The organism is Burkholderia sp. AU6039 (genome assembly GCF_002223365.1).
GTDB lineage: Bacteria > Pseudomonadota > Gammaproteobacteria > Burkholderiales > Burkholderiaceae > Burkholderia.
Genome location: NZ_NKFK01000005.1, coordinates 474,431 through 500,077, shown reverse-complemented (window position 1 = coordinate 500,077; position 25,647 = coordinate 474,431). Strand labels below are relative to the sequence as shown.

22 protein-coding genes are annotated in these 25,647 nt (G+C 64.1%); 6 read left to right on the top strand and 16 right to left on the bottom strand.

Annotation, left to right across the window (positions count from 1 at the left end):
* Positions 1–39: 39 nt before the first annotated feature.
* Complete coding sequence (gene fabI, locus CFB39_RS20030) at positions 40–849, bottom strand: enoyl-ACP reductase FabI (RefSeq protein WP_373452740.1); 810 nt, start codon at positions 847–849, stop codon at positions 40–42.
* 418 nt (positions 850–1,267) lie between these two features.
* Between fabI and CFB39_RS20025 the strand changes: the two genes are divergently transcribed.
* Positions 1,268–1,774, top strand: coding sequence for an RICIN domain-containing protein (locus CFB39_RS20025; protein ID WP_144030288.1), 507 nt, complete (start codon positions 1,268–1,270; stop codon positions 1,772–1,774).
* A gap of 185 nt (positions 1,775–1,959) precedes the next feature.
* Here the strand turns inward: CFB39_RS20025 and CFB39_RS20020 are convergent, their stop codons facing one another.
* On the bottom strand, positions 1,960–3,237 hold the full coding sequence (locus CFB39_RS20020; RefSeq protein ID WP_089428323.1) for an epoxide hydrolase family protein: 1,278 nt from the start codon (positions 3,235–3,237) through the stop codon (positions 1,960–1,962).
* Positions 3,238–3,442: 205 nt separating this feature from the next.
* The gene (locus CFB39_RS20015) at positions 3,443–4,147 is read right to left on the bottom strand and encodes an SDR family oxidoreductase (protein WP_039354670.1); all 705 of its coding nucleotides are present in this window, start codon (positions 4,145–4,147) and stop codon (positions 3,443–3,445) included.
* Between the two features lie 134 nt (positions 4,148–4,281).
* Between CFB39_RS20015 and gcvA the strand changes: the two genes are divergently transcribed.
* Positions 4,282–5,175: a transcriptional regulator GcvA gene (gcvA, locus tag CFB39_RS20010; RefSeq protein WP_039354300.1), complete on the top strand. Its 894-nt coding sequence runs from the start codon at positions 4,282–4,284 to the stop codon at positions 5,173–5,175.
* A gap of 16 nt (positions 5,176–5,191) precedes the next feature.
* Here the strand turns inward: gcvA and CFB39_RS20005 are convergent, their stop codons facing one another.
* From CFB39_RS20005 to CFB39_RS19980, 6 genes are all read right to left on the bottom strand, one after another.
* Positions 5,192–5,788 (bottom strand): pyridoxamine 5'-phosphate oxidase family protein, encoded by a 597-nt coding sequence (locus CFB39_RS20005; RefSeq protein WP_089474148.1) that lies wholly within the window; start codon positions 5,786–5,788, stop codon positions 5,192–5,194.
* 95 nt (positions 5,789–5,883) lie between these two features.
* The gene (locus CFB39_RS20000; RefSeq protein ID WP_089474147.1) at positions 5,884–6,075 is read right to left on the bottom strand and encodes a hypothetical protein; all 192 of its coding nucleotides are present in this window, start codon (positions 6,073–6,075) and stop codon (positions 5,884–5,886) included.
* 12 nt (positions 6,076–6,087) lie between these two features.
* Positions 6,088–7,287, bottom strand: a complete 1,200-nt coding sequence (locus CFB39_RS19995; protein WP_089474146.1) for a PLP-dependent aminotransferase family protein — start codon at positions 7,285–7,287, stop codon at positions 6,088–6,090.
* Between the two features lie 320 nt (positions 7,288–7,607).
* Positions 7,608–8,576, bottom strand: coding sequence for a hypothetical protein (locus CFB39_RS19990; protein WP_089474145.1), 969 nt, complete (start codon positions 8,574–8,576; stop codon positions 7,608–7,610).
* 106 nt (positions 8,577–8,682) lie between these two features.
* Complete coding sequence (locus tag CFB39_RS19985) at positions 8,683–10,326, bottom strand: DUF2334 domain-containing protein (RefSeq protein WP_089474144.1); 1,644 nt, start codon at positions 10,324–10,326, stop codon at positions 8,683–8,685.
* Positions 10,327–10,338: 12 nt separating this feature from the next.
* Positions 10,339–10,635: a hypothetical protein gene (locus CFB39_RS19980; RefSeq protein WP_175238053.1), complete on the bottom strand. Its 297-nt coding sequence runs from the start codon at positions 10,633–10,635 to the stop codon at positions 10,339–10,341.
* An 879-nt stretch (positions 10,636–11,514) separates the two neighbouring features.
* On the opposite strand from CFB39_RS19980, the gene CFB39_RS19975 reads away from it, so the two are divergent.
* Together CFB39_RS19975 and CFB39_RS19970 are read left to right on the top strand one after the other, a co-directional pair.
* On the top strand, positions 11,515–13,569 hold the full coding sequence (locus CFB39_RS19975; protein WP_256991433.1) for a glycosyl transferase family protein: 2,055 nt from the start codon (positions 11,515–11,517) through the stop codon (positions 13,567–13,569).
* On the top strand, positions 13,566–15,260 hold the full coding sequence (locus CFB39_RS19970; RefSeq protein WP_089474142.1) for a bacteriophage N4 adsorption protein A: 1,695 nt from the start codon (positions 13,566–13,568) through the stop codon (positions 15,258–15,260). Before CFB39_RS19975 ends, CFB39_RS19970 begins: the two co-directional genes overlap by 4 nt.
* Before the next feature lie 39 nt (positions 15,261–15,299).
* Here CFB39_RS19970 and CFB39_RS19965 read toward each other — a convergent pair whose 3' ends face one another.
* Both CFB39_RS19965 and CFB39_RS19960 read right to left on the bottom strand, forming a co-directional pair.
* Positions 15,300–16,232, bottom strand: a complete 933-nt coding sequence (locus CFB39_RS19965; protein WP_373452747.1) for a hypothetical protein — start codon at positions 16,230–16,232, stop codon at positions 15,300–15,302.
* Between the two features lie 452 nt (positions 16,233–16,684).
* Entirely contained in the window at positions 16,685–18,985 is a 2,301-nt protein-coding gene (locus tag CFB39_RS19960; protein ID WP_089474140.1) for an NADP-dependent malic enzyme, read from the bottom strand.
* 136 nt (positions 18,986–19,121) lie between these two features.
* Here CFB39_RS19960 and CFB39_RS19955 point away from each other — a divergent pair, with 136 nt between their 5' ends.
* Complete coding sequence (locus CFB39_RS19955; RefSeq protein WP_089447068.1) at positions 19,122–20,093, top strand: LysR substrate-binding domain-containing protein; 972 nt, start codon at positions 19,122–19,124, stop codon at positions 20,091–20,093.
* Between the two features lie 95 nt (positions 20,094–20,188).
* Here CFB39_RS19955 and CFB39_RS19950 read toward each other — a convergent pair whose 3' ends face one another.
* From CFB39_RS19950 to CFB39_RS19935, 4 genes are all read right to left on the bottom strand, one after another.
* Positions 20,189–20,866, bottom strand: a complete 678-nt coding sequence (locus tag CFB39_RS19950) for a hypothetical protein (RefSeq protein ID WP_089474139.1) — start codon at positions 20,864–20,866, stop codon at positions 20,189–20,191.
* Between the two features lie 104 nt (positions 20,867–20,970).
* Positions 20,971–21,465 carry a GNAT family N-acetyltransferase gene (locus CFB39_RS19945; RefSeq protein ID WP_089428337.1) on the bottom strand — a complete coding sequence of 165 codons (495 nt, stop codon included), beginning with the start codon at positions 21,463–21,465 and terminating at the stop codon, positions 20,971–20,973.
* A 331-nt stretch (positions 21,466–21,796) separates the two neighbouring features.
* Positions 21,797–22,003: a hypothetical protein gene (locus CFB39_RS19940; protein ID WP_089474138.1), complete on the bottom strand. Its 207-nt coding sequence runs from the start codon at positions 22,001–22,003 to the stop codon at positions 21,797–21,799.
* A 75-nt stretch (positions 22,004–22,078) separates the two neighbouring features.
* Positions 22,079–22,453, bottom strand: coding sequence for a VOC family protein (locus CFB39_RS19935; RefSeq protein WP_089474137.1), 375 nt, complete (start codon positions 22,451–22,453; stop codon positions 22,079–22,081).
* A gap of 514 nt (positions 22,454–22,967) precedes the next feature.
* Between CFB39_RS19935 and CFB39_RS19930 the strand changes: the two genes are divergently transcribed.
* The gene (locus tag CFB39_RS19930; RefSeq protein ID WP_089474136.1) at positions 22,968–23,426 is read left to right on the top strand and encodes a GNAT family N-acetyltransferase; all 459 of its coding nucleotides are present in this window, start codon (positions 22,968–22,970) and stop codon (positions 23,424–23,426) included.
* 124 nt (positions 23,427–23,550) lie between these two features.
* On the opposite strand, the gene CFB39_RS19925 is transcribed toward CFB39_RS19930, so the two are convergent.
* Complete coding sequence (locus tag CFB39_RS19925; protein WP_256991432.1) at positions 23,551–25,590, bottom strand: SMI1/KNR4 family protein; 2,040 nt, start codon at positions 25,588–25,590, stop codon at positions 23,551–23,553.
* Between the last annotated feature and the right edge of the window lie 57 nt (positions 25,591–25,647).

The following is a 25,647-nucleotide window of genomic DNA, read 5'->3' as shown; positions in this document are numbered from 1 at the left end:
AGGTGAATCCCGACGCATTCCGGGAGCGGCCGTCTCGCGTCAGCCGAGCACGTGCATTCCCGCGTCGACGTAGTGAATGCCGCCGGTCATCGCGCGTGCGGCATCGCTGGCAAGAAAGGTGCATAGCGCGCCGACGTCGTCGATGTCGAACGGCCGGCGCAATGGCGCGCGCCGTGCGGTGTCGTCGAGCAGGTGATCGAAGTTCGGCAGCCCGGAGGCCGCGCGCGTGGGCAATGCACCGGGCGACACCGCATGCACGCGGATGCCTGCCGGCCCCAGCTCGACGGCCAGATAGCGAACGGCAGCCTCCAGCGCCGCCTTGACCGGCCCCATCACGCCGTACTCGGCGATGACCTGGTCGGCGCCGATATAGGTCATTGCCATCAGGCTGCCACCGGAATCCATCAACGGCTCGGCAAGCTTCGCCATCCTGATGAACGAGTGGCAGGAGGTATCCATCGCGAGCGCGAACCCTTCCGGCGAACTGTCGACGACCCGCCCGTGCAGGTCGGCCCTCGGTGCATAGGCGACGGCATGCAGCAGAAAATCGAGGCGGCCCCACTGCTCGCCGATCGTGTCGAAAACGTCGCGCATCTGATCGGTCCGGCTGACATCGAGCGGCATCGCGATCGCCGGCTTCAGCTGCTCCAGCAGCGGCTCGACGTACGGCAACGCGCGGTCGGATTGCCAGGTCACGGCCAGTTCGGCCCCCGCTGCGTGAAAGGCGCGCGCACATCCCCAGGCGATGCTCTGCTCGTTCGCCAGGCCGACGACGATGCCTCTTTTGCCTTCAAGCGGCCGCATGCCATTGCCGGGCGCGCGCGACTCGCGCACGTCGTTATTCGTCATCGCGAAACCTCGGAACGTATTTTTTCATCGGGCGAAACTGCGAAAGGGCCGAATTGCCTTTGTGCCGCGAATCATTGTATTGAGGGTTTCAAACTACCAGATCATTCACGCGATATATTTTTGATTTTTATCAAAATCGCTTTCAAATCAGATAATTACGATGGAATGTTTCGATCCGGATGGATCGATTTCATCGATATGTCATTCAATCGTGGGCAATTCATCAGGCCAGCGTTGCAGGTCGACCCGTTCCCGACGCGGTAGCGGCCCTTCGTGTAATCGCATGTAATTGATTCAGCGATGTGGCGAGCCTAATGTTTGTCCCAGGCAGACGCCCATCATTAAACCTTGCCAATCAAGCGCCGACGATTTTTCGTCGAATATATGCAGATACATCAAGGGCAAGAATGATTTCCACGTGAGGCTGCTGTCGGGAAAGAAGCGTTCATTTATCGACTCATCCAATTACCGCTCAGAGGAAAAAATGGCAAAAATTTATTACTCGGCCGACAACAGCTGGCTCATCGGCGTCACCGATCGCGTCCAAGGCAACCGGTTGGTGCTCCTTCCCACCAGTACGGACAACCTGTATACCGAGTGGGACTTCCAACCGGATGGCGGAATCACGCTGCACAGCGACCCCACGCTCGCCATCGACTGCGGAACGGTATCCGCCGAGCAATACCTTTACCTGAACACTTACAAGAAAAACAACGCGTCGGCCTCTCAGCAATGGCAATTCGACCCGCAATCGGACGACGCGCAATCGGGCTACATCGAAAACGTGGGCAATTCGCAACTTGTCTTCGATCTCCAATGGAGAAACGTCGCGAAGGGCACGTACATCTGGACGTTCACGGCCAACGCATCGGATGCGGAGATCTGGAGCCCGGTTCCCGTCCCGCAGGATTCGTTCAAGAAGTGACCTGACCCGGGCTTCGATGGTGCGCCGATCGACTTGTTCGGCGCACCATCGTCACGGCCTGTAGGCACGACACACCGAACCGCAGGCAGCCGAGGTTGCCATCCGCGGGGGCGCGCTGAACCGCAAACAGAAAGGAACGCAGGCCGCATGACCGCGCCGGCCCGCGTTCGCCATTCCTTCCCCGCTTACACGCGCCGCAGCGGCCGGAATCCGGCACGCACTTCACGCGCAAATAGCTCCGGCTCCTCCCATGCCGCGAAATGCCCGCCCTTGTCGACTTCGTTGAAGTAGATCAGGTTGTGATAGCTGCGCTCGGCCCAGCTGCGCGGCGCCTGGTAGATCTCGCCCGGAAACACCGTGATCGCGGCCGGCAGCGAGATGTCCACCGCGTTGAAGTTGTTCGAGTGATCCTCCCAGTAGATCTGCGCGGCGGACGTCGCGGTGTTCGTCAGCCAGTACAACGAAATGTCGTCGAGAATCTCGTCGCGCGGAATCGAGCGTTCGGGCACGCCGCCGCTGTACGTCCATTGCGAAATCTTGTCGTACATCCATGCCGCCTGCCCCGACGGCGAATCGGCGAGCGCATAGCCGACCGTCTGCGGGCGCGTGACCATCATCGCCGAGTAGCCGCAGTTGTCACGATAGAACGTCGCGAGCTTCTCGTACGCGGCCTTTTCCTTCTGCGACAGCGAAGCCGGCGCGGGCGCATCGGTCGCGAGCAGCGTCGCGATATCCGGCGGCACCGTCGCCGGCATGTTCACGTGGATCCCGGCGAGGCCCTGCACGCGCTGCATCGCCATCCGGTGCGAGATCACCGAGCCGCAATCGCCGCCCTGCGACACGAAGCGCGTATAGCCGAGCCGCGCCATCAGCTCGCCCCATGCGCGCGCGATGTGATCGGAACCCCAGCCGGTTCGTGTCGGACGGCCCGAGAAGCCGAAGCCCGGCAACGACGGCACGACGACGTGAAACGCATCGTCCGCGCTCGCGCCGTGCGCGGTCGGATCGGTCAGCGGACCGATCGCCTTCAGCAACTCGAAGATCGAGCCCGGCCAGCCGTGCGTCATGATCATCGGCATCGCGTTCTCGTGTCGCGAGCGCACGTGAATGAAATGAATGTCGAGCCCGTCGATTTCCGTGATGAACATCGGGAAGCCGTTCAGGCGCGCCTCGCCCTTGCGCCAGTCGTAGTCGGTGCCCCAGTAACGCAGCAGCGCCTGCATGCGCGCGAGGCGCACGCCTTGCGATTCGTCGGCGACGGTCTCGCGCCCCGGCCAGCGCGTCGCGGCGATGCGGCGGCGCAGGTCGGCCACGGCGTCATCGGGAATGTGCGCGGTGAACGGGCGTATGCCGGTCGCGCCGGTCGCCGCATGCAGCGCGGTGGGCAACATCGCCGAGACCCCGGCGGCCACGGAGGTGGCCAGCAGGTGGCGACGCATCGGGGAAAACGGTGTGGAAGACATCGTTCGGCATCTCCTTTCGTGAAGTGGAAAGTGAACATGCCGCGCGCGGGAAACGCGCCCACGCTTTCAATCCGGCGCGCCCGCGTCACGCGGCGTCGCCCATTTGAAAGGTCTGATGTATCCGGTATTTGTCTGATTTGTACGCGTTTGTAGCGGCTGCGCGGCGAGCGGCCCGGCCCCTGCAGCCGCCCGCGCCGCGCGCCGCTCAGAGCGCCTTGACGATCGCGCCGTCGACGCGAATGTTCTGGCCGGTGATGTAGCCCGCCCCGTCCGACAGCAGGAACGCGACCGTCTTCGCGATCTCGCCGGTCTTGCCGAAGCGGCCGGCCGGAATGCGTGCGACGATCTCCGGCGTTTCCGGCCAGCTGTCGATGAAGCCCGGCAGCACCGCGTTCATCCGGATGTTCTCGGCCGCATAGCGTTCCGCGTAAAGCCGCGTCCACGCGCTCAGCGCCGCGCGCAGCGCCGACGAAACGGGCATCGGCTGCTCGGGCGCATCCGCCGCGAAACTCGAGATGTTGACCACCGCGCCGCCGCCCTGCTTCTGGAAGATCGGCGTCACGCGGCGCATCACGCGCACCACGTTCAGCAGGATCAGGTCGAGCCCCGCGTGCCAGTTGTCGTCGGTGATCGCCAGCAGCTCGCCCTTCGGCGGGTGCCCGGTGTTGTTCACGACCGCATCGATGCGGCCGTAGCGCGCGACCGTTTCCTGCACGAGCCGGTCGATGTCGGCTTCTTCCGTCACCGAGCCCTGGATGCCGAACCCGCCCAGTTCCTCGCCGAGCGCCACCGCGCTGCCCGACGGCGACATCAGCGCGACGCGATAGCCCGTCGCCGCCAGTTCGCGCGCGATCGCCGCGCCCATGCCCTTGCCCGCCGCCGTGATCAACGCTACTTTTTCTACAGTCACGATGTACTCCTCGTTCGAATCCTGCCGCCGCGCAGCCGCCGTTCGGCCCGCCATGGTGGTAATGTAGGCGCATCCCTCCCGACTGTCGAACCAGTATTTCTGCCTCCAGACGATAGTTTTTCTACAGCCTGACGATGCCGCCTCGCCCCTCCCGCCTGCCGCCGCTGAATGCGCTTCGTGCCTTCGAAGTGTCCGCGCGGCACCTCAATTTCCGCGCCGCCGCCGACGAGATCGGCGTCACGCAGGGCGCCGTCGCGCAGCAGGTGCGCCACCTCGAGGACGTGCTCGGCCTGAAGCTGTTCGAACGCCTGCCGCGCGGCCTCGCGCTGACGCATGACGGCGCCGCGTATTTCTCCGACGTGCAGCGCGCGCTGCATGCGATCGCCGACGCGACCGACAAGCTCGTCAAGCGCCGTGCCGCGCTGACGATCAGCACGACGCCGTCGTTCGCGTCGAAATGGCTGATCCCGCGGCTCGCGCAGTTCACCGACGCGCATCCCGACTACGACGTGCGCGTGATCGCCGATCCACAGATCGCGACGTTCCGGCACGACGGCGTCGATCTCGCGATCCGCTACGGCAAGCCGCCGTTCGGCAAGCATCTCGCCACGCATGCGCTGTTTCCGCTCGACGTGTGTGCCGTGTGCAGCCCCGCGCTGCTGGCCGCGCCCGCGTCGCCGCGCGCGCTCGCGGGTCACGTGCTGCTGCACGATGCGCACGACCTGTGGCCCGAGTTCCTCGCCGCGATGCCCGAGCCCGTCGACATCGATCCGCACAAGGGGCTGCGCTTCAACCAGACGTCGCTCGCGATCGATGCGGCCGTCGCCGGCCAGGGCATCGCGCTTGCCACCGATCCGCTGGTCGAGCGCGACATCGCCGCAGGCAGGCTGTGCAAGCCGTTCGACTTCGCGTTTCCGCTGTCGGTGGGGTTCTATCTCGTGTATCCGGCCGAGCGGCGCGACGACGATGCGATCGTCGTGATGCGCGAGTGGATGGCCACACAGGCCGTGTCGGACGGGCGCCCTTGAGCGGGCGTCGGCAGCGTCAGGGCGCGACCCAGCGGCCTTCGTAGCCGCGTTCGTGCAGATCGAATACCGCGCGACGATGGCCGGTGCGCGCGAGTTCGAGCCAGTCGATACGCGTCACGGTCACGTGGAGCAGGCAGAAGTTGTCGTAGCCGTCATCGGTTGATGCTGCACTCTGGCTCGCCGGGACATGCGCGGCTTCCGGCGACGCGACCGGCGTACCGGGCGGCAACGGTGCGCGATACAGCAGCAGCGTATGCGGACGGCTCGCTTGCCAGATCGCGCGCCGTTGCGCTTCGTCGTCGCAGATCGACGCCGCACCTTCCACGCGAATCTGCACGAGCGCATCGAGATCGTTGGCGACGAGCGCGATGCGCGGATCGCGGCGCAGCTCCGCGACCTTCTCCGAACGCGCATCGGTATGAAACGACAGCACGCGATCGGCGCGGCTCACCTGACGCAACACGATCGTGCGCACCTTCGGCGCGCCGTCGATGCCGAGCGTCGCGGCCTGCAGCATCGTGAACGGCGAGCGTTGCGCGCTCACGCCGGATTCGAGGCAGGACCACAGGCGCTCGTAGGTTTGCGCGAGTGATTCGGAAGTGGAGTCGGGCATGACGAAGCGGCGATCGTGCAGGTTGCGATCGCGCCAGCTTAACCGTTTGCAGCAGCGACGGCACGCGTGTGGCGCGCCGGCCGTCGCCGCGCGGCTCAGTTGTAGCCGAGCACGACCGGTGCCGCGTCGCCGAGGTCGGCCGCCGGCTCCGCGCCGAAGCGGCCGAGCACGTCGGCCACATACTGCGGCCCGGCGCTGATCTGCGACGACCGGTGTGCAACCGGCCGGTTATCGCTCGCGCCCGGCGCTGCGCCCATCGATACGGTGTCGTTGACGGTGATCGTCATGTTGGTGTCTCCTCACGCGGCCAGCGCCGCACCATACGCGCGCACGAGGCGCGCCACGCCTTCCCGGATCGCGTCGACGTCCGGCGCGGCGAACGACAGGCGCAGCGAGGCCGCGTCAACGTTGTCCGCGAAGAACGCCTTGCCCGGCACGAACACGACCTTGTTCGCGATCGCCTGTTGCAGCAGCACGTCCGACGACACCGCGCCGATCCGCGCCCACACGAACATCCCGCCTTCGGGACGATGGAATTCGATCGCATCGCCGAGGCCGTCGCGCAACGCGTCGCACATCGCGTCGCATTTGCGCTGGTACGCGGCCGTGATGCGCGGCAGATGGCGTTCGAGCGCACCGTCGGCCAGATACTCGGCGGCGGCCGCCTGGGTCCACGGCGTGCTGCACAGATCGACCGTCTGCTTCGCGATCACGCAGCGCCGCGCGATCTCGGCCGGCGCGATCGTCCAGCCCACGCGCAGCCCGGGCGCGACGATCTTCGACAGGCTCGCGAAATGCACGATCCAGTCGCGCGCGCCGTCCACTTCATCGGCGAGTGCGAGCATCGACGGCACGGCTTCGCCCGCGAAACGCAGGTCGCCGTATGGATCGTCCTCGATGATCAGGAAACGGTATTGCACCGCGAGACGCAGCAGCTTCAGCCGGCGCTCGCGCGTGAGCGTCGCGCCCGTCGGGTTCGCGAAGGTCGGGACCGTGTAGAGCAGTTTCGGCTGCGCGATCGCGCCGGACGCGAGCTGTTCGCCGAGACGATCGACGTCGAGGCCCGCGCCGTCGACCGGAATCGTCACGATGCGCGCCTGCTGCAGACGCATCGCCTGCAGCGTCGCCGGGTAAGCCGGTTGCTCGGTCAGCACGACGTCGCCGGGCGACACCATCACGCGCAGCAGCAGGTCGAGACCCTGCTGCGAACCGGTCGTGACGAGCAGTTCGGCCGCCGTGCACGTCACGCCGCGCCGCCCCATCAGCGCGATCAATTGCTGCTTCAGTTCGGCGAGGCCGTCGGTCGGGCCGTATTGCAGGCAGCGCACGGGCTGCGCGTACGCGCGCCCGGCGGCTGCGTTCAGGCCGTCGACGTCGAACAGGTCGCTGGCCGGATAACCGCCCGCGAAGGAAATCATGCCCGGTTCGGACAGGTACTTGAACAGTTCGCGGATCGGCGAGCCGGCGGGATTCTGGAATGAGGGAGTGAACGCGTACATGTCGTCGTGAGCTGGATGGCGCGGACGGCCGGGATAGCCGCCCGATACCGGCCACCGCGGCGCTTCTGGCGCCACGGCGGTGAAATCGAGCCACGATTGTCGATAGTCATTAAGGCCGCGGCAAACGATATCTATGCACTAGGTCTTGCGGTTTGGTCATCACATCGGGCGCTGGCGGGCGCAGCGAAACGCGCGGTCCGCCAGCGTTTCGACCCAGGGCTTGACGCACGTGTTGCCGGCGGAAAGCCAATCCGCCCGATTGTTTCGTTTCGCCGCGCGCTCACCCTGCCCGCCCAGCTTGTGGCCGGGACCCGGCCGAATCAGTGCGCCGGCCCCGCAGGCGCGGGCGGCGGCGGCTTGGGCTTCCACGTCGAGAGCGCGCGCGTGAGGTCGTCCGACACGTAGTGCGGACCGTCGAACAGATAGACCGAGTAGCCGCGATAGGCCACCAGTTGCTTGCTCAGCTCGTCGGCGCTGGCGGCGCGAAACCCGCCCCGCTCGGCGGGCCGGAACGCCTCGGCGATCACCCGCACGCGTTGCTTGCCCAGTTTTGAAACGAGTTCGTCGAGGTAGCTGCGCGCGACATACGGCTCGCGGGCATAGACGCCGCAGCCGTCCTGGAAGAACACGCCGACGTCCGCGGGCAGCCACGCCGCGAGCCAGTCCGCGAGCGTCTTTCCGCCGATGTTGGTCTGGTCGTACACGCTCACCCAGAGCGGACGCGGCAGCCGTTGCAGGATCGCGGCGAGCTTGGGCGCGTCCTGCCAGGTCGGATCGATCTCCACCGGAAAGTAATAACCGGTGACATGCAGCGGGATCGTTGCGTGCGCTACTTCGAGGGATTGATCGGCGAGCGTCGACAGATGGGTGCGCGCCCGTTTTTCGTCCTGGTAGCCGGCGAGGCCCAGGATCACGTTCCTCGCCCAGGGCTCACGACCGATACGCTCCCAGTCGGGAAGGTGCGCGGCAGGCTGGATGCGGGTGTTGGCGATGAACGCGGTATCGTCGACGACGGTCCATTGAATCAGCAGATCGTGGATGCCGAGGATCTGCCAGTTGCCGGCCGGATTGGTCGTCGTGTTGTCCACCTGCCAGGCGATGCCGTCGGCGTGCACGTCGTGCGCGGTCCAGCTGCAGGCGGCCACGACGAGCGATGCGCCGATCGCCGCGAGCGTCGCCGCGCGAGGCGAACGCGGCGCGGCGGCGAGCGAGCCCGGTTGCGTTGCGAGTCGAAGCCGGCCCATGCGTTGTTGAATCCTGCGCCAGGCCGGGATCCCATACGTGGTCATCGCTGGCTCTCCGGAAGCATGCCTGCGCGTCATCGTAGCCGATCAAATGCAAACGTGCGACCCGCGTTGCCAATGCGGGTCGCACGTTGCTGTCGCTACGCCTGCGTCACTTGGCCGTCGTGCCGTCCACCCACGTGTAGCCGAGATTCGTAATGCCGGTAATCATGCTCTGGAAGTCCTGATACGCCGGCAATCCGAGATCCGGTTCGAGCCAGTACGGATGGAAGAAGAAGGACGCGAAACCGTCCCGCACCGCCAGGCCATACTGCGCATTGGTCACGATTTGCTGCCACGTGTAGGTGATGCACGAGAACGGGTCGACGTTGCAGATGTTGTACTGCACGCTACCCAGGTTCTCCGGAATGATCCGCTGCCCGTAGTAATCAGCGTTGATGATGTACGGGAAAAACTGCCCGGCCGAAAAATCCTGGTTGGCGGCACCCGTGCCGAGTTGCGGTTTGGTCGCGGTGTAATACACGGCCCGCTGGAACGTGGTCGGGAACGTGAGGGCTGTCGCCGACGACGCAGCCGGGGACATCTGGTACTGCGGTGCGGCCCAGCCGACGATCTTGTAGCCGTTGAGCGTGAACTCGAGCAGGCCATCGGCCATTCTGCCTTCCGCCCATTGCACGGAATCCTCATCAACCGGCCGGTTCTGCACCGCGTACCAGAACTCGTAGTCGCTGCCGCTGACGGCATTCAACAGGTTCGGTGTCGAATCGTACTGGTGCGTATAGCCGTGCATCACGATCGAGCCGCCGCGCAACAGCGCATAATTCAGCGCCCGCTTGAGGCCCGTTGCCTGCGCCAGATGGATCGTCTCCGGCACACCGCCGTTGTAGTAGCCGTTCGGGTCCGTATACAACGGGATGGTGGCCATCGTGAACGGAATCCGCTTCGAGTACATGTAGTTCGTCAGCAGCTGCATCGAACTCGTCGTGGTATACGCGTCGAGGTCCTCCAGGCGGACGAGCGCACGATGATTCACCGGTGCATTGGTCTGCAGGATGTCGTGCAGGATGTCGCAGATCACCAGGTAGCGATCCGTCGGGCCGATATAGGAAAACGGCATGTCCGCGAAGTACCAGAAGTTGCCCGAGCGCATGACGTACGGTGCGGTTGCGCCGCTCTTGCTGTTCTTGATGGTGACGAGCGCCTGCGCCTTGGTGGCATCGACGACCTGGGTCAGTCCGACGTCCGGATCCGCATTGATCGTGCCGGACGACGCGTCATAGGCGTAGTACTTGACCATCGGCAGGTTCTTGTACGTGACCGTGTCGTAGAACCCGGGATTCGGATTGCTCGACGATGGCGTCGCGTTCATCCCGGCGAGGCCCAGGAAGCTGAACCCGTAGGTCTGGTTGAACGTGTAGGCCGTGTTCCATGCCAGTTGCCACAGGTTGTACTTGAACCAGACCACCGTCTTCTTGGTGGTCATCACGTCGCTCATGAACGCGGTCGGAATCGGGTTGTTGTAGTAGTTGCCGATATAGAACGTCGCGTCGTGATTCCCGACCATGCCGGCCGTGTAGTTCTGGATCGGAACCAGATCGACGGTCGTATTGAAGTGACCCAGCAGGTTTCTCAGCATGATGCTGTACATCAGGCCCAGCTTCGAAAACGGATCGTTGGCCGGATTGTCGTACAGGATGAGCGTATGGGCAGTGGTGGCCTGCGCGTGCGCGGTGCCCGGCAATGTCATTTGCGCGAGTCCCGCAAGCAGGGCGATGACGAGCAAGATCTTTTTCATGGCCGTTTCTCCCTATTCACGTTCCACATTGCCGTTGGATTTACTGACCGACTTCTTGCTGAACTTCGGGCGGCCCGTTTCCTTGTACGCCTTTTCCCAATCCTCGTCGGACATGCCGGCTTTCACGTTGACGTGCGCCGAGCCGTTCGGCAGCGGAGGCGGCTTGATCTTCTGTGCAGAGGAATTACTCGTCTGCTGCGCACCCACATCCTGAACGCCGACGGCGAAGACGAGCGTCGTGATCAATGCGACGATTGATCCGGCGGCGCTCAACCCGTTTCGAAAAGATTGATTGCGATGCGAAGGCATGATTTTCATCCTTTGATATGCGAAATAAGTTCATCTCGTCAGCGAAACGAGCACGTCGAATCACCATCCGGAATCGGGGCGCCATGTCGTGAAGATTTTGATGCGCAATTGAAACCAGACAAATAAATCCGGTAGGAGATGGTTTTACTTTCAAGCTAGAACCGTACCATCCGTCGCAAATGGGCATAGCGCCAAGGCGACGAAATTGGCGCATCGAGGCCGCTCGAAAATGCGTCGATAAAACGTTTCAGGCGTGCAACGCGGCGATGTCACGAATTTAATCGGACAAACACGCGAAACCCGCTCATGCGCCCCAAGTGAAACCTGTCGTGCCCCACGCTTCGCGGATCGCGATGCGACGATCGCCGTGGATGGCACGCTCGCACGCGCAACGACGCCTGGCGCGCTCGATTTTCGGTTCAACCTCCATTCATCCGGCCGATCACCGCAGGAATCGCATGACGATTTTCGAGGGCCGCCAGCCGCGCACGTGCCGAGGGTCCGAAAACGATGTGTCATCCGGTCGATCTACGGCGTGTTTCAGCACTGAAACATTTGGCTCGGATTCGGCGGGCCGATCCTGTGCGGCGGTTCGCGACGCCCGCAACGTCAAGGGTCGCGCGGCGATGGCGCACGACTTGCTACATGAGCACTGTGTTGCGAAGTCGATGCGCGGGGAGCCATGCGCGCGCGCCGGGCGGAGAGCGGCTGCGAGCGTTGAAGGATGCAGTGACGGAGGCAGGCAGGCGGAAATGGGCTGTCCAAAAGTCATCCACGGAACACGTTGCATCGCTCGCGATGTGACGTGGCTGCATCGACGAAGCGCGCGCGGCGCGCGCTTTTTCGAGCGGCAGGCATTCGCGTGGCGCACACCACGCAGTGGACGTGACGGGGCGACGAGGGCGAATGAACGTTTCGTCTTGCGTCGGTACGAGGGGAAATAATCAAATAAAAGATAACAGCGCGGGAAAGATGATGGACAACATGGTTTGGAGTGCGTATTTATATGCGCTTAACATCGTCACCATTGTGACCGCAATCGTCATCCTGGTCAGCACACTGGATGACCTCACGCTGGATGCCTGCTATTGGTCCTTTGAGATCGGGCGCATCCTGCGCCGCGAAAAATCGCAAACGATCGATATCGGCATGCTGCGCGCGCTGGAAGAGCGGCATCTGGCGCTGATGGTGCCGGCGTGGAAAGAATATGACGTGATCGCCAAGATGATCGAAAACACGTTGGCGACGCTCGAGTACGAGCGCTACGTGATATTCGTCGGCACCTATCACAACGATGCCGAAACCACGGCCGAGGTCGAACGCATGGTCCGCCGGTATCCGGGCCGGGTCACGCGCGCGACCGTGATGAACGACGGGCCGACCTGCAAGGCGGACTGCCTGAACTGGATCGTCGAAGCCATCCTGCGTTACGAATCGGTCCATCACATCCAGTTCGCGGGCGTCGTCATGCACGACTGCGAGGACGTCATTCATCCGGTCGAGCTCAAGTACCTCAACCACGCGGTGGCGGACAGCGACCTGGTCCAGCTTCCCGTGCTGTCGTTGCCGCGGAAATGGAACGAGTTCGTCGCCGGCTGCTACCTCGACGACTTCAGCGAAACGCACCAGAAGGACGTGCCGGTGCGAGCCCGGCTGACCGGCGTCGTCCCGGGCGCGGGCGTGGCGTCGTGCTACAGCAGGCGCTCGATCGAAGCGGCGATGAAGGAACGCAACGGCTCTCCGTTCAACACCAGTTCGCTGACCGAGGATTACGACTTCAGCTTCCGGTTGAGAGACCTGGGGATGAAGGAAACCTTCGCGTGCATTCCGCTGACGGGGATCGCGCGCGATGACACCAACGAGCGCGCGCAGGGTGGCGTCGTCAGCCGAAACCTGCTGGCCACGCGCGAGTACTTTCCGAAAACATTCCGTACCGCGTACCGTCAGCGCACGCGCTGGATCCTCGGCATTGCGTTTCAGGGATGGGAGCAACTCGGCTGGAAAGGCAACCTGCTCACCCGATACATGTTCTTCCACGATCGCAAGGGCATCGTGACCTCGCTGTTTTCGGTCGTTGCCTATGGCGTGCTGCTCAACTTCCTGCTGCTGGGCGCGCTCCAGAGAGCCGGCCATGTCATCCCGAACGGCGCCTCGCTCGTCATGGCGGCCGACTGGGTCGCACCACTGCTGTGGATCAACACCGCGATGCTGTTTGCACGCGCCGGGCAGCGCTTCCATTTCGTCAGCAAGCTGAACGGCCCGACCCAGGGGCTGCTCTCGATTCCGCGGATGTTCGTCAACAACCTGATCAACTTCTACGCGGTGTGCCGCGCGTGGCGCATCTATATCCGCCACCTGGCGACCGGCAAGCCCATAGCATGGGACAAGACCAGTCATACCTATCTGTCGAACGAAGCGCTCGGGAAAGTGCGCCTGAAAGTCGGCGAGATCCTGGTCGGCTGGGGCGTGGTGACACTGGAGCAATTGCAGGCGAGCCTGGAGAAGCAGCTGACCTGCGGCAGACGGCTCGGGGAACTGCTGGTCGAAGGCTGCGCGATATCCGCCGAATCGCTCGCGGACGCGATCGCCGAGCAAGCCGAGCTGCCCCGGGTGAGCCTGGGCAACGTCGCGGTGGGCCACTTCGCGGATTCGCTCGCCTTCGAGCTGCAGTACGCGTATCGGGCCGTCCCGTTTTCAACGGCGGACGACGGCACGCTGAACATCGCGGTCGGGCGGCCGCTCACGCCGGACGAACAGGACGTCGTGCGGCGCGGCGCCCGGGCGAAGGTGGCCTATTTCATTGCCTGCGACACGGAGATTACCGCCGAGCTCGCCCGGCACTCGCGCTTCGTCGAACTCACGCGCCTGCGCGACGGCGACCCGGCCGCGCAGCAAGGCGCTCCCGCGCAGAAACCGTCGGGAGAACAGGCATGAAGCATTCGACACTCCCGATCGCGGCCAGCGTCAAGCGCTGCGCACGGTTGAGCGCACTGGCGATCGCCGTGTCGCTGGCCTGGCAGGCGCCGGCGTCCGCCGCGCAGCAACTGACGCCCAAGGCCTACAAGCTCGCCGACAGCGCCTACAAGGCAATCAATGCCGGCGACCTGCCCCTCGCGGAAGTGTATGCGTCGCGCGCCATCAAGCTTCAGCCCGGAAGCGAACAGCTCGGGCTGCTGCTCGTCGACGTATACAGACGGGAAGGAAAAGTCGACGAAGCGGATTCGATGGTGGAATCGCTGATCGTTCGTTTTCCGAAGAGTGCGGCGGTACGCGCGCAACATGGCTACCTGGCGCAGCGGCAGATGCGCTACGACGTTGCGTGCAGCGATTTCGCGGCCGCCGTCGCGACCGGGAAATGGAGCAAGGAACAGCAGCGCAACCTGCGTCTCGCCTGGTCGGACAGCGCGCTCGCGGCGAAGCTTCCGCATGAGGCCGGCATCGCGCTGGCGCCGCTGGCCGATGAAAAATCGGCCGTGGTCCAGGTGCGCATCGCGCAGATGAGCCTGCAGGCAGGCGACCGCGACACCGCCATCCGCATGGCCGACCTGGCGGCCAGCGACGCGACGACCGAAGGCGAGCGCAACATGGCCGCGTCGATCGCGGCGCAGGCGCGGCTGGACGATCAGGCCGCCGAGGCGCCGGTCGACAATACCGCGCAACAGAAGTTGCAGGATGCCTATGACCTGCTGCGCGACCACAAGGATCGCGAGGCGCTCGACGCATTCCAGGCGGGATTTTCCGGCGGTGCCGGCAATGCGATGAACTACGCGGACGCGGGCTACGCCGCCAAGCGGATCGGGCTGAACCAGGAGTCCATCGACCTGTTCGAGCACAGCCTCGACGCCGACGAAAACGAACACACCTTCGATGCGCAACACAAGTTCGGCTATCGGCGGGAGGTCGAGCAGCTTCAGCGCAGCTGGGGGTTCGTCCTGAGCGCGCCGTACCAGTCGGCCGCGTTCGGTCCACAAGGCACCATCAGCGTGTTGCAGCCGGGTGTGGAAGTGTATTGGCAGCCGCCGAAGATCGGCTATCAGAACGGCCGCATCTTCCAGTTCTTCGTGCGCGGCTACGGCACGGCCTACGACGGATCGGGCAACACGACCGGGCTGCCGACCGTGCAGGGTTCGGTGGGCGCGCGCTACAAGCCGCTGCCCGACCAGAACGTCGTGCTGACCGCCGAGCGGCTGTTCCACGTCGGCAGCCAGTCGATGACGGACTGGCTGATGCGCCTGGGTTATTCGTCGGAAGGCGGGACCGACCTGAGGGTCACCGAGCCGAGCTGGCGCAGCTGGCAGGCCTACGTTGAAGGCGCTTACTTCATCAGCGCGGGGCGATACATCATTTATTCGGAGTTGCGTTACGGGCACACCTGGCGTTTGCCGATGATCAGCGATCGGCTGACCATCTACCCGCACGCCGCGGTGGCCGGCGATCACGACAATCGGCAACCGGACAAGACGGCGATCGGTGCCGGGCCCGGCATCCAGTTTCGGTACTGGTTTCGCGAAGGCCGATATAGCGCGCCGGCAAGCTATCTGGATGTCACGGTGCAATACCGGTTCGGGTTGACGTCAGCGGCACGCGCACGTGGTCTCGTGGTACGCGCGACATTGTGGTTCTAACAGCGACGCTGACGCTTGCTCATGGATGGCGCTTTTCGCTTAGTTGGGCGCCTTGAGCGGAAGGATCGTTTGACGCAACAGCTGGAAGTACGAGCTCGTCGAATACGGAACCATCTGCTCGGCGTAGTTCCACCAGAAGAATCCGCCGATGAAACGCGGATCGGTCATGCTGTTGACCATCGGGTAGTACGTCTTGATCAGGTTCTGCTGCACCGACGCCGGCGCGGCGGTATCCGAGGTGCCGATTTCGCCGAAGCCGACCTTCGCGTTCGGGAAGATGCTTTCCAGCGCCGCGAAATCGTTCTTCCACGTCGGATTCAGCCCCGGGCAATCCTGGTACGGGTAGTAGCTGAACAGCGCGTAGTCGGCTTGCTGGCGGACCGTCGACGACAGGAAGGTGGTCGGCCACGTCTTCCAGTAATCCTGCGGCTTCTCCCAGCAGTTGGTGCCCTTGCTGTCGTCGTTGTAGTACAGCGTGATGGCCGTCTTGCCGCCGTTCGATTTGACGATCTGGTTGGCCGCCGCGACCATCTGGCCGATCTGCTGCTCTTGCGCGTTGACCACGCTGTTCGTCCCGCTCGGGTCGTTACGCAGCCATTCGCCGTTGATTTCGTTCGCGATCTCCCAGACGTCGACCGTGTTCTTCAACTGCGACACCAGTTCCTGCGTCCTGGCCTTGTACGTGGCGAGATCCGTCGGGAAATAGTAAGAATCGTAGACTTCGCCCATCACGTACGCGACGGCGTGCAGGCGCAGCAGCGGTGCGTAGTAGTCGGCGGCCGACGTACCCGGATCGAACACGACACGCACGGTGGGCTTGTACGGCAGGTTCTGCAGCGACGCGACGATCGCGTCCAGCTTGGTCAGGTCGTCGAGGGTCACGCCGTAGACGGGATTCTTCAGAGGTTCGACCTGGGCTTCAGCGGGCCGGGATAAAGGCAGGAGCCCGGCATAAGCGACGCATGCGGCGATGGCCGTGCGCGAGAGATTTTTCGTCAGTCTTTTCAAAACGCTTTCCGTCCTAAAGTAAGAAGAAGCGCGATTTTAGACGAAAATAAAAGGTAATTATCGGATGATATTGAAAGTGGCGAGCCCTAAAAAGATCGTTAGGATCGGTATCAAAAGTGGATGCGGCAGGATGTCGCGCCGGGCAAGTTGTTACGTGATACTTATTAAATGCACTGCAGCATCGGCGCGAGAAGCTGCTGCCGAAGGAAGTAGGCGGCGGGTGCGTCTCAGGGTAAAACCGAGGTGCGGGTGGCTGCGTGCAAACGATTGCCGACGCCCGAAGCTAGCCGCAGCCAGTCGCCCCTGACACACGCGGCTCAGCGACATGAACCACCCACACCCCTGTTCATTCAGGCGACCGGATAGCGGAACCCGCTACCACCCGGATTCCGCTACGCGGCGCCTTCGTTGCCTGCTCAGGCAGACGCGTTGCGATTCGCCTCGATCACCGTCAGCGCCGCCATGTTGACGATCCGGCGCACCGTCGCGCTCGACGTCAGGATGTTCACCGGCGCGTTGACGCCCAGCAGGAACGGCCCCACCGCCACGTTGCTGCCCGCCTCGGTCTTGAGCAGGTTGTACGCGATATTCCCCGCATCCACGTTCGGGCAAACCAGCAGGTTGGCAGCGCCCTTCAGCGGCGACATCGGCAGCAGCTTCGACCGCAAGCCCTCGTCGAGCGCGCAGTCGCCATGCATCTCGCCGTCCGCCTCGATATCCGGCGCCTGCTCCCGGACGATCTCCAGCGCCCGGCGCATCTTCACGCCCGACGCCGCGCTCCCCGACCCGAAGTTCGACCGCGACAGCAGCGCCGCTTTCGGCGTCAGGTTCAGCCATTCCATCTGGCGCGCCGCGGCGATCGTGAATTCCGCGATCTGCTCCGCGTCGGGGTTGTCGTTGACGTGCGTATCCACCAGCGCGACCGTCCGCTGGTCGAGCAACAGGATGTTCATCGCCGCATAGGTCGACGCCCCCGGCTTCTTCCCGATCACCTCGTCGACGAACCGCAGGTGGTTGTGATACTCGCCCACCGTCCCGCAGATCATCCCGTCCGCGTCGCCGAGCCGCACCATCATCGCGCCGATCAGCGTCAGGCGGCGCCGCATCTCGACCCGCGCCATCTCCTTCGAGATGCCATCCCGGCAGCGCAGCTCCCAGTACTTCGTCCAGTACTGCGGGAAACGCTCGTCATACTCGGGATTGGTCACCTCGACATCCTGGCCGAGCCGGATCCGCAGGCCGAATCGCTCGATGCGCGCCAGCAGTACCTCAGGGCGCCCGACCAGGATCGGCCGCGCCAGCTTCTCGTCGACGATCACCTGCACCGCGCGCAGCACGCGCTCGTCCTCGCCTTCGGTAAAGACGATCCGCGCCTTGCCGCCGTCGCGCACCAGCCGGCGCGCCGTCGCGAACAGCGGCTTCATGAATGCACCGGAGTGGTAGACGAATTGCTGCAGTTGCTCGACGTACGCGTCGAGATCGGTCAGCGGGCGCTTCGCCACGCCGCCGTCCATCGCCGCCTTGGCCACGGCCGGCGCGATACGGACGATCAGGCGCGGGTCGAACGGCTTCGGAATCAGGTATTGCGCGCCGAACGCCACGTCGTACGCCCCGTAGGCCGCCGCGACGACTTCGTTCTGCTCTTCCTCGGCCAGCCCCGCGATCGCGTGAACGGCGGCGATCTCCATTTCGCGGGTGATCGTCGTCGCGCCCACGTCCAGCGCGCCGCGGAAGATGTACGGGAAGCAGAGGACGTTGTTGACCTGGTTCGGGTAGTCCGAGCGGCCCGTCGCGATCACGACGTCGTCGCGCGTCGCATGCGCCAGTTCCGGGAATATTTCCGGCGTGGGGTTGGCCAGCGCGAGAATCAGCGGGCGCGGCGCCATCGCCTTCAGCATCTCGGCGCTCAGGATGCCGCCGACCGACAGGCCCAGGAACACGTCCGCGCCGCCGATCACGTCGGCCAGCTTGCGCGCGTCGGTGTCCTGCGCGAAGCGCGACTTCGCCGGGTCCATCAGCGTGGTGCGGCCGCGATAGACGACGCCCTCGATGTCGGTCACCCAGACGTTTTCAACCGGCAGCCCGAGGTCGACCAGCAGGTCCAGACAGGCCAGCGCCGCGGCGCCAGCCCCCGACGTCACGACCTTCACTTCCGAAATCGACTTCCCGACGACCTTCAACCCGTTGATGAACGCGGCGGAGACGGTGATGGCGGTGCCGTGCTGGTCGTCGTGGAAGACGGGGATCTTCATGCGGTCACGCAGCTTCTGCTCGACCGTGAAGCACTCGGGCGCCTTGATGTCCTCGAGGTTGATGCCGCCAAAGGTCGGCTCGAGGCCGGCAATGATGTCGACCAGCTTGTCCGGATCGGTTTCGTTGATCTCGATGTCGAAGACGTCGATCCCCGCGAACTTCTTGAACAGCACCGCCTTGCCTTCCATGACCGGCTTCGACGCGAGCGGGCCGATGTTGCCCAGGCCGAGCACGGCCGTGCCGTTCGTGATCACGCCCACCAGGTTGCCGCGGCTCGTGAACCGGTGCGCCTGCAGCGGATCGGCGGCGATGGCCTCGCACACGCCCGCCACGCCCGGCGTGTACGCCAGCGCGAGATCGCGCTGGGTCACGAGCGGCTTGCTGGCGACGACCGAGATCTTTCCCGGCGTCGGAAATTCGTGATAGTCGAATGCTGCCTGCTGCTGTGTCTCAGTCTGTTTCATGTTTTTCGATCCGGGCACGGGCGCCAGGCCAGTCCCGGCGCGATCCATGAAGGGGATTCTAGGGATCCGCCATAAGGTGTTGATTCTGTTTTAATATCGGTCCATCACTTTTTCATGATGGATACGTGACCAGTCAATGACTTTTGACGCAAACGACGTGGTCAGGCGGCTGGGCGCCCGCTTGAAGATGCGGCACCTGGTGCTGTTGCTGCAGATCCAGCAGCACGGGTCGCTGACGCGCGTCGCGGAGCACATGGCCAGCAGCCAGCCCGCCGTGACCAACGCGCTGTCCGAGCTGGAGAGCATGTTCGGCACGCCGCTGTTCGAGCGTTCGTCGCGCGGCATGCGGCCCACCGCGCTCGGCGCGGTCGTGCTCGAGCGGGCGAAGGCGATGATCAAGGATCTCGACCACCTCGCCCGCGAGATGGAGGCCGTCGCCGCCGGCCATGCGGCCCACCTGCACATCGGCGTGATTCCGTTCATTTCCGGGCAGATGCTGTCGGCGGCGCTCAAGCGGCTGCAAGCGCGCATGGAGCGGCGCCTGACCGTGACGATTCACGAGGGCACCAGCGATCAACTGCTGCTGCAGCTCAGGGATCACGGCGTCGACATCGTGATCGGGCGGGCTTCGTCGGCGATCGACCTGGGGCAGGTCTCCTTCGAAGTGCTGTACCAGCAGCAGCCGCGCATGATCGCGAGCCGGCGCCTTGCCGCGAAACTGGCCCGCACCGCGCTCGACTGGCACAAGCTGCACGCGCTCGACTGGATTCTCGGCGCGCCGCATACGCCGATGCGGGAACAGGTCACCGACCTGTTCCTGTCGGCCGGCATCGCGCCGCCCGTTCCGATCGTCGAGAGTTATTCATCCAAGCTGATCGGCGAGATGATCGCGTCGAGCGACGAGGCCGTGTCGATCGTGCCGGCCGATATCGCGGAAGAACTGGTGCGGATCGCCGGCGTGGCCATCGTGCCGTACACGCTGGTGTGGACGCTTCCGCCCATCGCGCTGTTTACCCGCGCCGCCGATTCGCGCTCGCCGGCGCGGGATCTGCTCGTCGAGGCGCTGCGTGGGGTGTGCAGGGAGACTTACGGGGACGCGCAGCGGTAGGGTTTCGCGAGCCACACCTGCGTTGAACGGCCCGCCGGCCCCGCCAAAACCCGTCGTGCGTCTCGACGGCTTCCCGGTGCGCCACCGGCCCCGGGCTACTTGCTGGCCGCGAGGCGCCGCAGAATTTCTGCACGCTCGGAAGTCAGCACATGGTCGGAGCCCTCGCCGCGGTCATAGCGTTTGGTCGTGCGGTAGGACAACCGCTTCTTGTACTGGTTGGTAGCGGGATCGAACACCCACGCATCGACGTCGAACAGGTGCGCTTCGAAATGACTCTCGTCCTTGCCCCACACATAATCGGCCCGAACGAACACCGGATAGGACGACACGTCCGGCACCTTCCACATCGCGCGGTCGGCCAGCTCCGTCTGGGTGACTTCCGGCATCAGGTTCTCGATCTTGCCGTTCGCGCCATAACGCAGGATCGCCACGCGCTCCAGCATCCCGCTGCCGCCGCCCGAGAACATTCCCGAGAAGAACACCCACGAGCCGCCCGACGCAATCGGCAGCCGCTCGGACCTTGGCGTCAGTCCGAACTGGTAAAGCTCCTTCGGCGAATTGGGCAGCGGCACGGGCGGCATCTCGAAGCATGGCGCATGGTCGGGGAGCACGCAGAGTTTCACGCCGGACAGCGGGAGGCCGTCGGCGTCCGTTCGGCCCTCCACCTGGGTGAAACGGGGGAAGGCGAGTTCGCTGGAAGCGGCTTGAACGCCGGTGACGCCAACGACGGAAAAGCCCAGGATCACCCCAAGCGTTTTACGGAACCCGCGCATGCACCTGCCCTCTTCTCTCATGTTTTGATAGGCGCGAATTGTCGATGATCCGGCCGGTTCTGTCGAATGAGCGTGCGTGACGTGGCGTGAGGTACAAGGGAGCGCTACTCAGCCGCCTTCTCGTACAGTGACCAGACGATCCCGTCTGATTTCGACCCGACGCGAATGAAGCCCAGCGACTCGTAGTAAGCGCAGAGCGTCACGTTCTCCACGGCGCAATCGAGTCGAACGAAACGCCGGTTCAAGCTGCTCACCTTGCGCCCGCACCAGTCGAGCATGAAGCTGCCGAGCCCTTGCCCGTTGAAACCTTCCCGCACGCACAGCCCGTGCACATAGCCAGCGATCGGTTCCTGCGGCCCCCAGTGCGTGTCCTCGTCGAAGGCGAGCGAGAACGTTCCGGCCAACGCGCCGCCCACTTCGACGACATACACGTCCTTTTGGGACACGTTGTTGCGTACCCACGCCTCGGAAAATCCGTCGCCTTCCTTGCCCCATACATGGTCGTCGTACGTGAGCTTCTTCGCGTGTGCGTCATTCCGGATCCGCGTCAGCACCGGTACGTCGTCTGCCGTTGCCCTGCGGATGCTTTTCGAGGTCATTGCTCGTTTCTCCGTTGCAGCGAGTCGGTGAAGGAACAACCGCGATTCACAGTTCACGGCTGCGTTGCCGGAAAAGTCCGGCATGCGGGTGCAAACCCGCCCGAAGCATTCGATGTGCCGCTACACAAAGCATCGCCTGCAATTTCATATCGACTGTCTCGGCCAGCCCTGACCGGATATTCACGCTCAATCAGCGCTCTTTCCGCCACGCGTTGACGCTCCGGGTACCGAGACCCGGCGCCTGCTCCTGACTGGCCGCACTCCGACGCGTACAACGTTCGCACGCCGGCAACGTTTTGCACGCCATGCGCCAGCGTGATTTTCCTGAACGCTAACCCAGGGACAAGTAAATGCCGGTGCCAGCATCAACGACGAACAGGAGCGCAATGACGAGGCAGACAACTTGCCAGACACCGCGCAGGCGAGTTGCCCCGACATACAATCCTGCCACGCCGACACAAAGCGTCACGGGCCAGTATTCCATGCCAGTTCCAAGCACAACGAGATAAAAAGGAAAATCAATGGTGATGTTACTCATCCCGGAATGCTCGGTTGCGTGCGTGGCGTATGCGTTCGCTCATGGTGTGAATGACATCGATCAGTCGCCGGAAGCTCACCCCTGCGCCTGATGGCACACCACCTCGATATTGTGCCCATCCGGCCCGATGACGAACGCCGCGTAGTAATTCGCGTGATAGTGCGGCCGCAGCCCCGGCGCGCCATGGTCCTTCCCGCCTGCCGCCAGCGCCGCGCGATAGAACGCGTCGACTTGCTGCCGGTTGTCGGCCACGAACGCGATGTGGAGATGCGCCGGTTTCTCCGACGTCTGGAACAGGCACAACGAAGGCTTGCCCGGCGGAGATATCTCGATGCCGTACGACGGCTCGCCCTCGCCCTGCACCACGACGCCAAGCGGCTCGAGTGCGCTCAGGAAAAATGCCTTGCTCGCTGCAAAGTCGGTCACGCCGAATTTGACATGGTCAAACATGACTCCCCCTCGGATAGATGGGTCTGCCGGCACCCGGATGGAACGTCGAAATCACCGCGATGTTGCCACACGCAGCCGTCGCCGGCATCCCCTGCGCGACCGAGCAAGAAAAGCCCGACACAGTCGGATCAACGAGCGGGATACTCACCCGTCATCGAGCAGTCACGGCGTGCGGCACAACGTCATTGTGATGCTGGCGACACCCGGCGATCGCGCACGAAGCTGTGACTGATCGTCGATCGACAGGCATGTCTGGAAGGATTCCGAACGAAAAGGTCACTGCGAAACAGGCGCATCGGACAGACGATACGGGAATGTCGGCGCCCGGGAATCCCGGAATGAAGCAGCGAACCGGTGACGGGATCTCGCTGCCGGTTCGCTGTACCGCACACTCGATACGTCGCACTGAACTTCCGGCCTCGCCGGTTTCAGCGGCATGCTTCCGCGATCTTGGAAGGTCGATTCCGTGCTGCTATCGTGGTGCACCTTTTGACGATTTCGGAGCGGGAGATACATGCCCTTGATCTTGCGTCGAGCGATTGCCGCTGATGCCGCAGAGGTGGCTGAAGTCTATCTACGGTCGCGCAACACGCTGGCATCGTACGCGCCGCTCGCGCATTCCGAAGCCGCCGTCCGCGATTGGGTGGCCAACATGCTTGTGCCGTCGGGCAACGTCACCGTTGCCGTGAACGATGACCGCATCGTCGGCATGGCCGCGCACGTTGTCACCGACGGCGTGGCGTGGCTCGACCAGTTGTATGTGTGCCCCGAATTCAAGCGACGAGGGATCGGGTCTTCCCTCCTGGAATCGGTGAAGTCGCAGACGGTTGGCAAGCTCCAGCTCCATACGTTCCAGATGAATCTCGATGCCGCTGCGTTTTATGAGCGGCATGGGTTCGTTGCGGTTGAATACAGCGATGGGAGCAGGAATGAGGAGGGCTGTCCCGATGTTTTGTATTGCTTGACGCGGTAGCGCACGAAACGCTGGTCCGTCCCGCGCAGCCAAGCGCTTGCCCAAGGGTCCACCGGCATTGCCCTGGGTGCACGCTCATCAACGTAGCGGCCAACACCCCGCCACCATCATGCTCGGCGCGTGCTCAGCCTGATCGTCCCTCGTCGGCGATGCGGGCAAGCCACTCCGAAAAGCCTCCCGCTATGCGCTCGCGTCGCGCGTCATCATGCCAGACCCGAATCACTTGTCCCGAGCAACCGTCTTCCGCGGGTTCGAGGTCGAGACACAGATGATTGCCGCTACCGTCATGCGTGAATGGAATCCACTTCAGGTTGTACCAGTCATCCCCGATGCCCGGATCCGGTTCCGATTCCATGCCGTCGAAATCGCCTCCGTCGACGAGACCTTTCCAGATACGCCATTGCGCGAGGATCTCGTGCGAGCTCAGCAGCGCATCACTTCCGGAGAATTCATCCCCCGAATCGGCCTGGCCATCGTGAATGCGCAGGCTGTCGACGAATGCGTCAGGCAGGCGTGTTCCCAGCGCAGTCTGCAAGGCCGCGATCTCGTCGTCGGACGCCGGCCCGTTGAGACCCCCCGGCAGACGTGACGCATCGGCGGCGAAGGCTGCCTCGAGCCGTTGCCATGTTTCGCGAAGATCGATGCTGCGTGCGTCGTCGATTTCGCGGGTCGTCGCGCGGGCGTCGACCACCGGCGACGGTGAGGCTGCCTCGGCGGATGTTTCCGCCACGGGGCGCGGCGGTTCACTGGCGAGGTCGCGGTCGAGACGCAGGAACAGCACGGACGAACCGGCCGCCATGGGACATTCCGCAGCGGGGATCGCGACGAGCACATCGGCACGAACGACGCCGCCGATCAGCCCGTCGCCTTCGGACGGCAGCAGGCGGACGACCGGGTTTCCGTCGACGCCGCGATGCAGATTGCCCCATCGCATCGCGTTCAGTTGACCATCGCGCTCGACGCCGTGGTCGACGATGCCGGACTCCCAATGAGGCCCCGGTGTTGCCGCGTGCTCGAGCAAATCGAGCACACGCGGCATGATCGCGTGCATCAGCATCGCCACGGCACCCGTGTGGCCCGACAGGTTGATCAGGGTGGCCTGATCGTAGCTGGTCAGGACCGTCATCCCGCTTTGCGTACCGTCCGGACGCGTGAACGGCAGCATGGTTTTCTTCGGCGGCGAGCGATTGTCGCTGCGTCCGAAGTTGAAGCGGTTGGCCGGCGTTTGCTTGATGTCGACCGTCGTTTCGTCGTAGGCGTACACCTGCTGCGTATTCAGCCCCAGATCCAGAAATGGCCGCACGGCAGGCAGCCCGGCCCCCACGATCAGGTCGTAACGCTGCGCGAGCTCGGCCAGTTTCTTCTTGAACGCGTATTCGTTCTGTTGCACCTCGAGCGGCGGCCGTGCCATGTCCGGCGGCTCGATGTACTCGACCGTAGCCACCTCGTATCCCCAGCGCCGCAGTACCGCACGGAGGTAGGGCCCGCTCGTGTCGGGGCGCCGCCAACCCTCGCGTGCGGTGCGGGGCGCGCACGGCTCATACCCGACGATCACCACGCCGATGCGCGGCCGTTTCGTCACCTCGATGTCGCGTATGCCTGCGGCCGTCAGCGCGATCTGCCGTTCGGCCGTTATCCGGCTGCCCTTGGGCAGGAGCAGGCTGCCTTGCCGACATTCGCTGCCCGGTGCGATCACATGTTGGCCGGCGGATCGCGGCGCGTGCAGCAGCAAAAAAGATCGAGCGCCACGGTACGAAACCTCGAGGTCGCTTTTCGGGACGACGGTGTCGGCATGTTCCGGCAGCGGGAAATACGGTGGGACATCGACCGCGCACTGCGCGCCGATTGCGCGAGCCGCCGGACTGCCGGCCGGCGAGGCCAGCGCGCGCCGGCTGAACTGGAATTCGAGTTCGACCGGTGCATCGTGCGCCGCATGCACGGTATCGAATGCGCGTAACGCATAGCCTTCGACCGCCGCGAGCGCAACGGGCGGAACATTCTCGAGGGCGAAAACGTCCGCCGCCGTCACGCGCGTCAGCGCATCCTCGACCGGAATAGTCTCGGATTGCATCGCGCCCGGCACGGACCGTCGACAGAGATCGTAGGGCTGTTTGAGCCAGAAGGGGAAGTTCTCGTGATTGCTCATGGTGCCTGGAGTGGTCATGCCGTGGTTCGAGGGATGCCTGCGAACCACGGCAAAAATGCGGTTTTCGTCGCCCGC

What these genes read in the sequence shown, in the direction of transcription:
- fabI (WP_373452740.1), bottom strand. Translation starts at nt 849, where the DNA reads ATGACGAATAACGACGTGCGCGAGTCGCGCGCGCCCGGCAATGGCATG.
- CFB39_RS20020 (WP_089428323.1), bottom strand. Translation starts at nt 3,237, where the DNA reads ATGTCTTCCACACCGTTTTCCCCGATGCGTCGCCACCTGCTGGCCACC.
- gcvA (WP_039354300.1), top strand. Translation starts at nt 4,282, where the DNA reads ATGCCGCCTCGCCCCTCCCGCCTGCCGCCGCTGAATGCGCTTCGTGCC.
- CFB39_RS20005 (WP_089474148.1), bottom strand. Translation starts at nt 5,788, where the DNA reads ATGCCCGACTCCACTTCCGAATCACTCGCGCAAACCTACGAGCGCCTG.
- CFB39_RS20000 (WP_089474147.1), bottom strand. Translation starts at nt 6,075, where the DNA reads ATGACGATCACCGTCAACGACACCGTATCGATGGGCGCAGCGCCGGGC.
- CFB39_RS19995 (WP_089474146.1), bottom strand. Translation starts at nt 7,287, where the DNA reads ATGTACGCGTTCACTCCCTCATTCCAGAATCCCGCCGGCTCGCCGATC.
- CFB39_RS19990 (WP_089474145.1), bottom strand. Translation starts at nt 8,576, where the DNA reads ATGACCACGTATGGGATCCCGGCCTGGCGCAGGATTCAACAACGCATG.
- CFB39_RS19985 (WP_089474144.1), bottom strand. Translation starts at nt 10,326, where the DNA reads ATGAAAAAGATCTTGCTCGTCATCGCCCTGCTTGCGGGACTCGCGCAA.
- CFB39_RS19980 (WP_175238053.1), bottom strand. Translation starts at nt 10,635, where the DNA reads ATGCCTTCGCATCGCAATCAATCTTTTCGAAACGGGTTGAGCGCCGCC.
- CFB39_RS19970 (WP_089474142.1), top strand. Translation starts at nt 13,566, where the DNA reads ATGAAGCATTCGACACTCCCGATCGCGGCCAGCGTCAAGCGCTGCGCA.
- CFB39_RS19960 (WP_089474140.1), bottom strand. Translation starts at nt 18,985, where the DNA reads ATGAAACAGACTGAGACACAGCAGCAGGCAGCATTCGACTATCACGAA.
- CFB39_RS19955 (WP_089447068.1), top strand. Translation starts at nt 19,122, where the DNA reads ATGACTTTTGACGCAAACGACGTGGTCAGGCGGCTGGGCGCCCGCTTG.
- CFB39_RS19950 (WP_089474139.1), bottom strand. Translation starts at nt 20,866, where the DNA reads ATGCGCGGGTTCCGTAAAACGCTTGGGGTGATCCTGGGCTTTTCCGTC.
- CFB39_RS19945 (WP_089428337.1), bottom strand. Translation starts at nt 21,465, where the DNA reads ATGACCTCGAAAAGCATCCGCAGGGCAACGGCAGACGACGTACCGGTG.
- CFB39_RS19940 (WP_089474138.1), bottom strand. Translation starts at nt 22,003, where the DNA reads ATGAGTAACATCACCATTGATTTTCCTTTTTATCTCGTTGTGCTTGGA.
- CFB39_RS19935 (WP_089474137.1), bottom strand. Translation starts at nt 22,453, where the DNA reads ATGTTTGACCATGTCAAATTCGGCGTGACCGACTTTGCAGCGAGCAAG.
- CFB39_RS19930 (WP_089474136.1), top strand. Translation starts at nt 22,968, where the DNA reads ATGCCCTTGATCTTGCGTCGAGCGATTGCCGCTGATGCCGCAGAGGTG.
- CFB39_RS19925 (WP_256991432.1), bottom strand. Translation starts at nt 25,590, where the DNA reads ATGACCACTCCAGGCACCATGAGCAATCACGAGAACTTCCCCTTCTGG.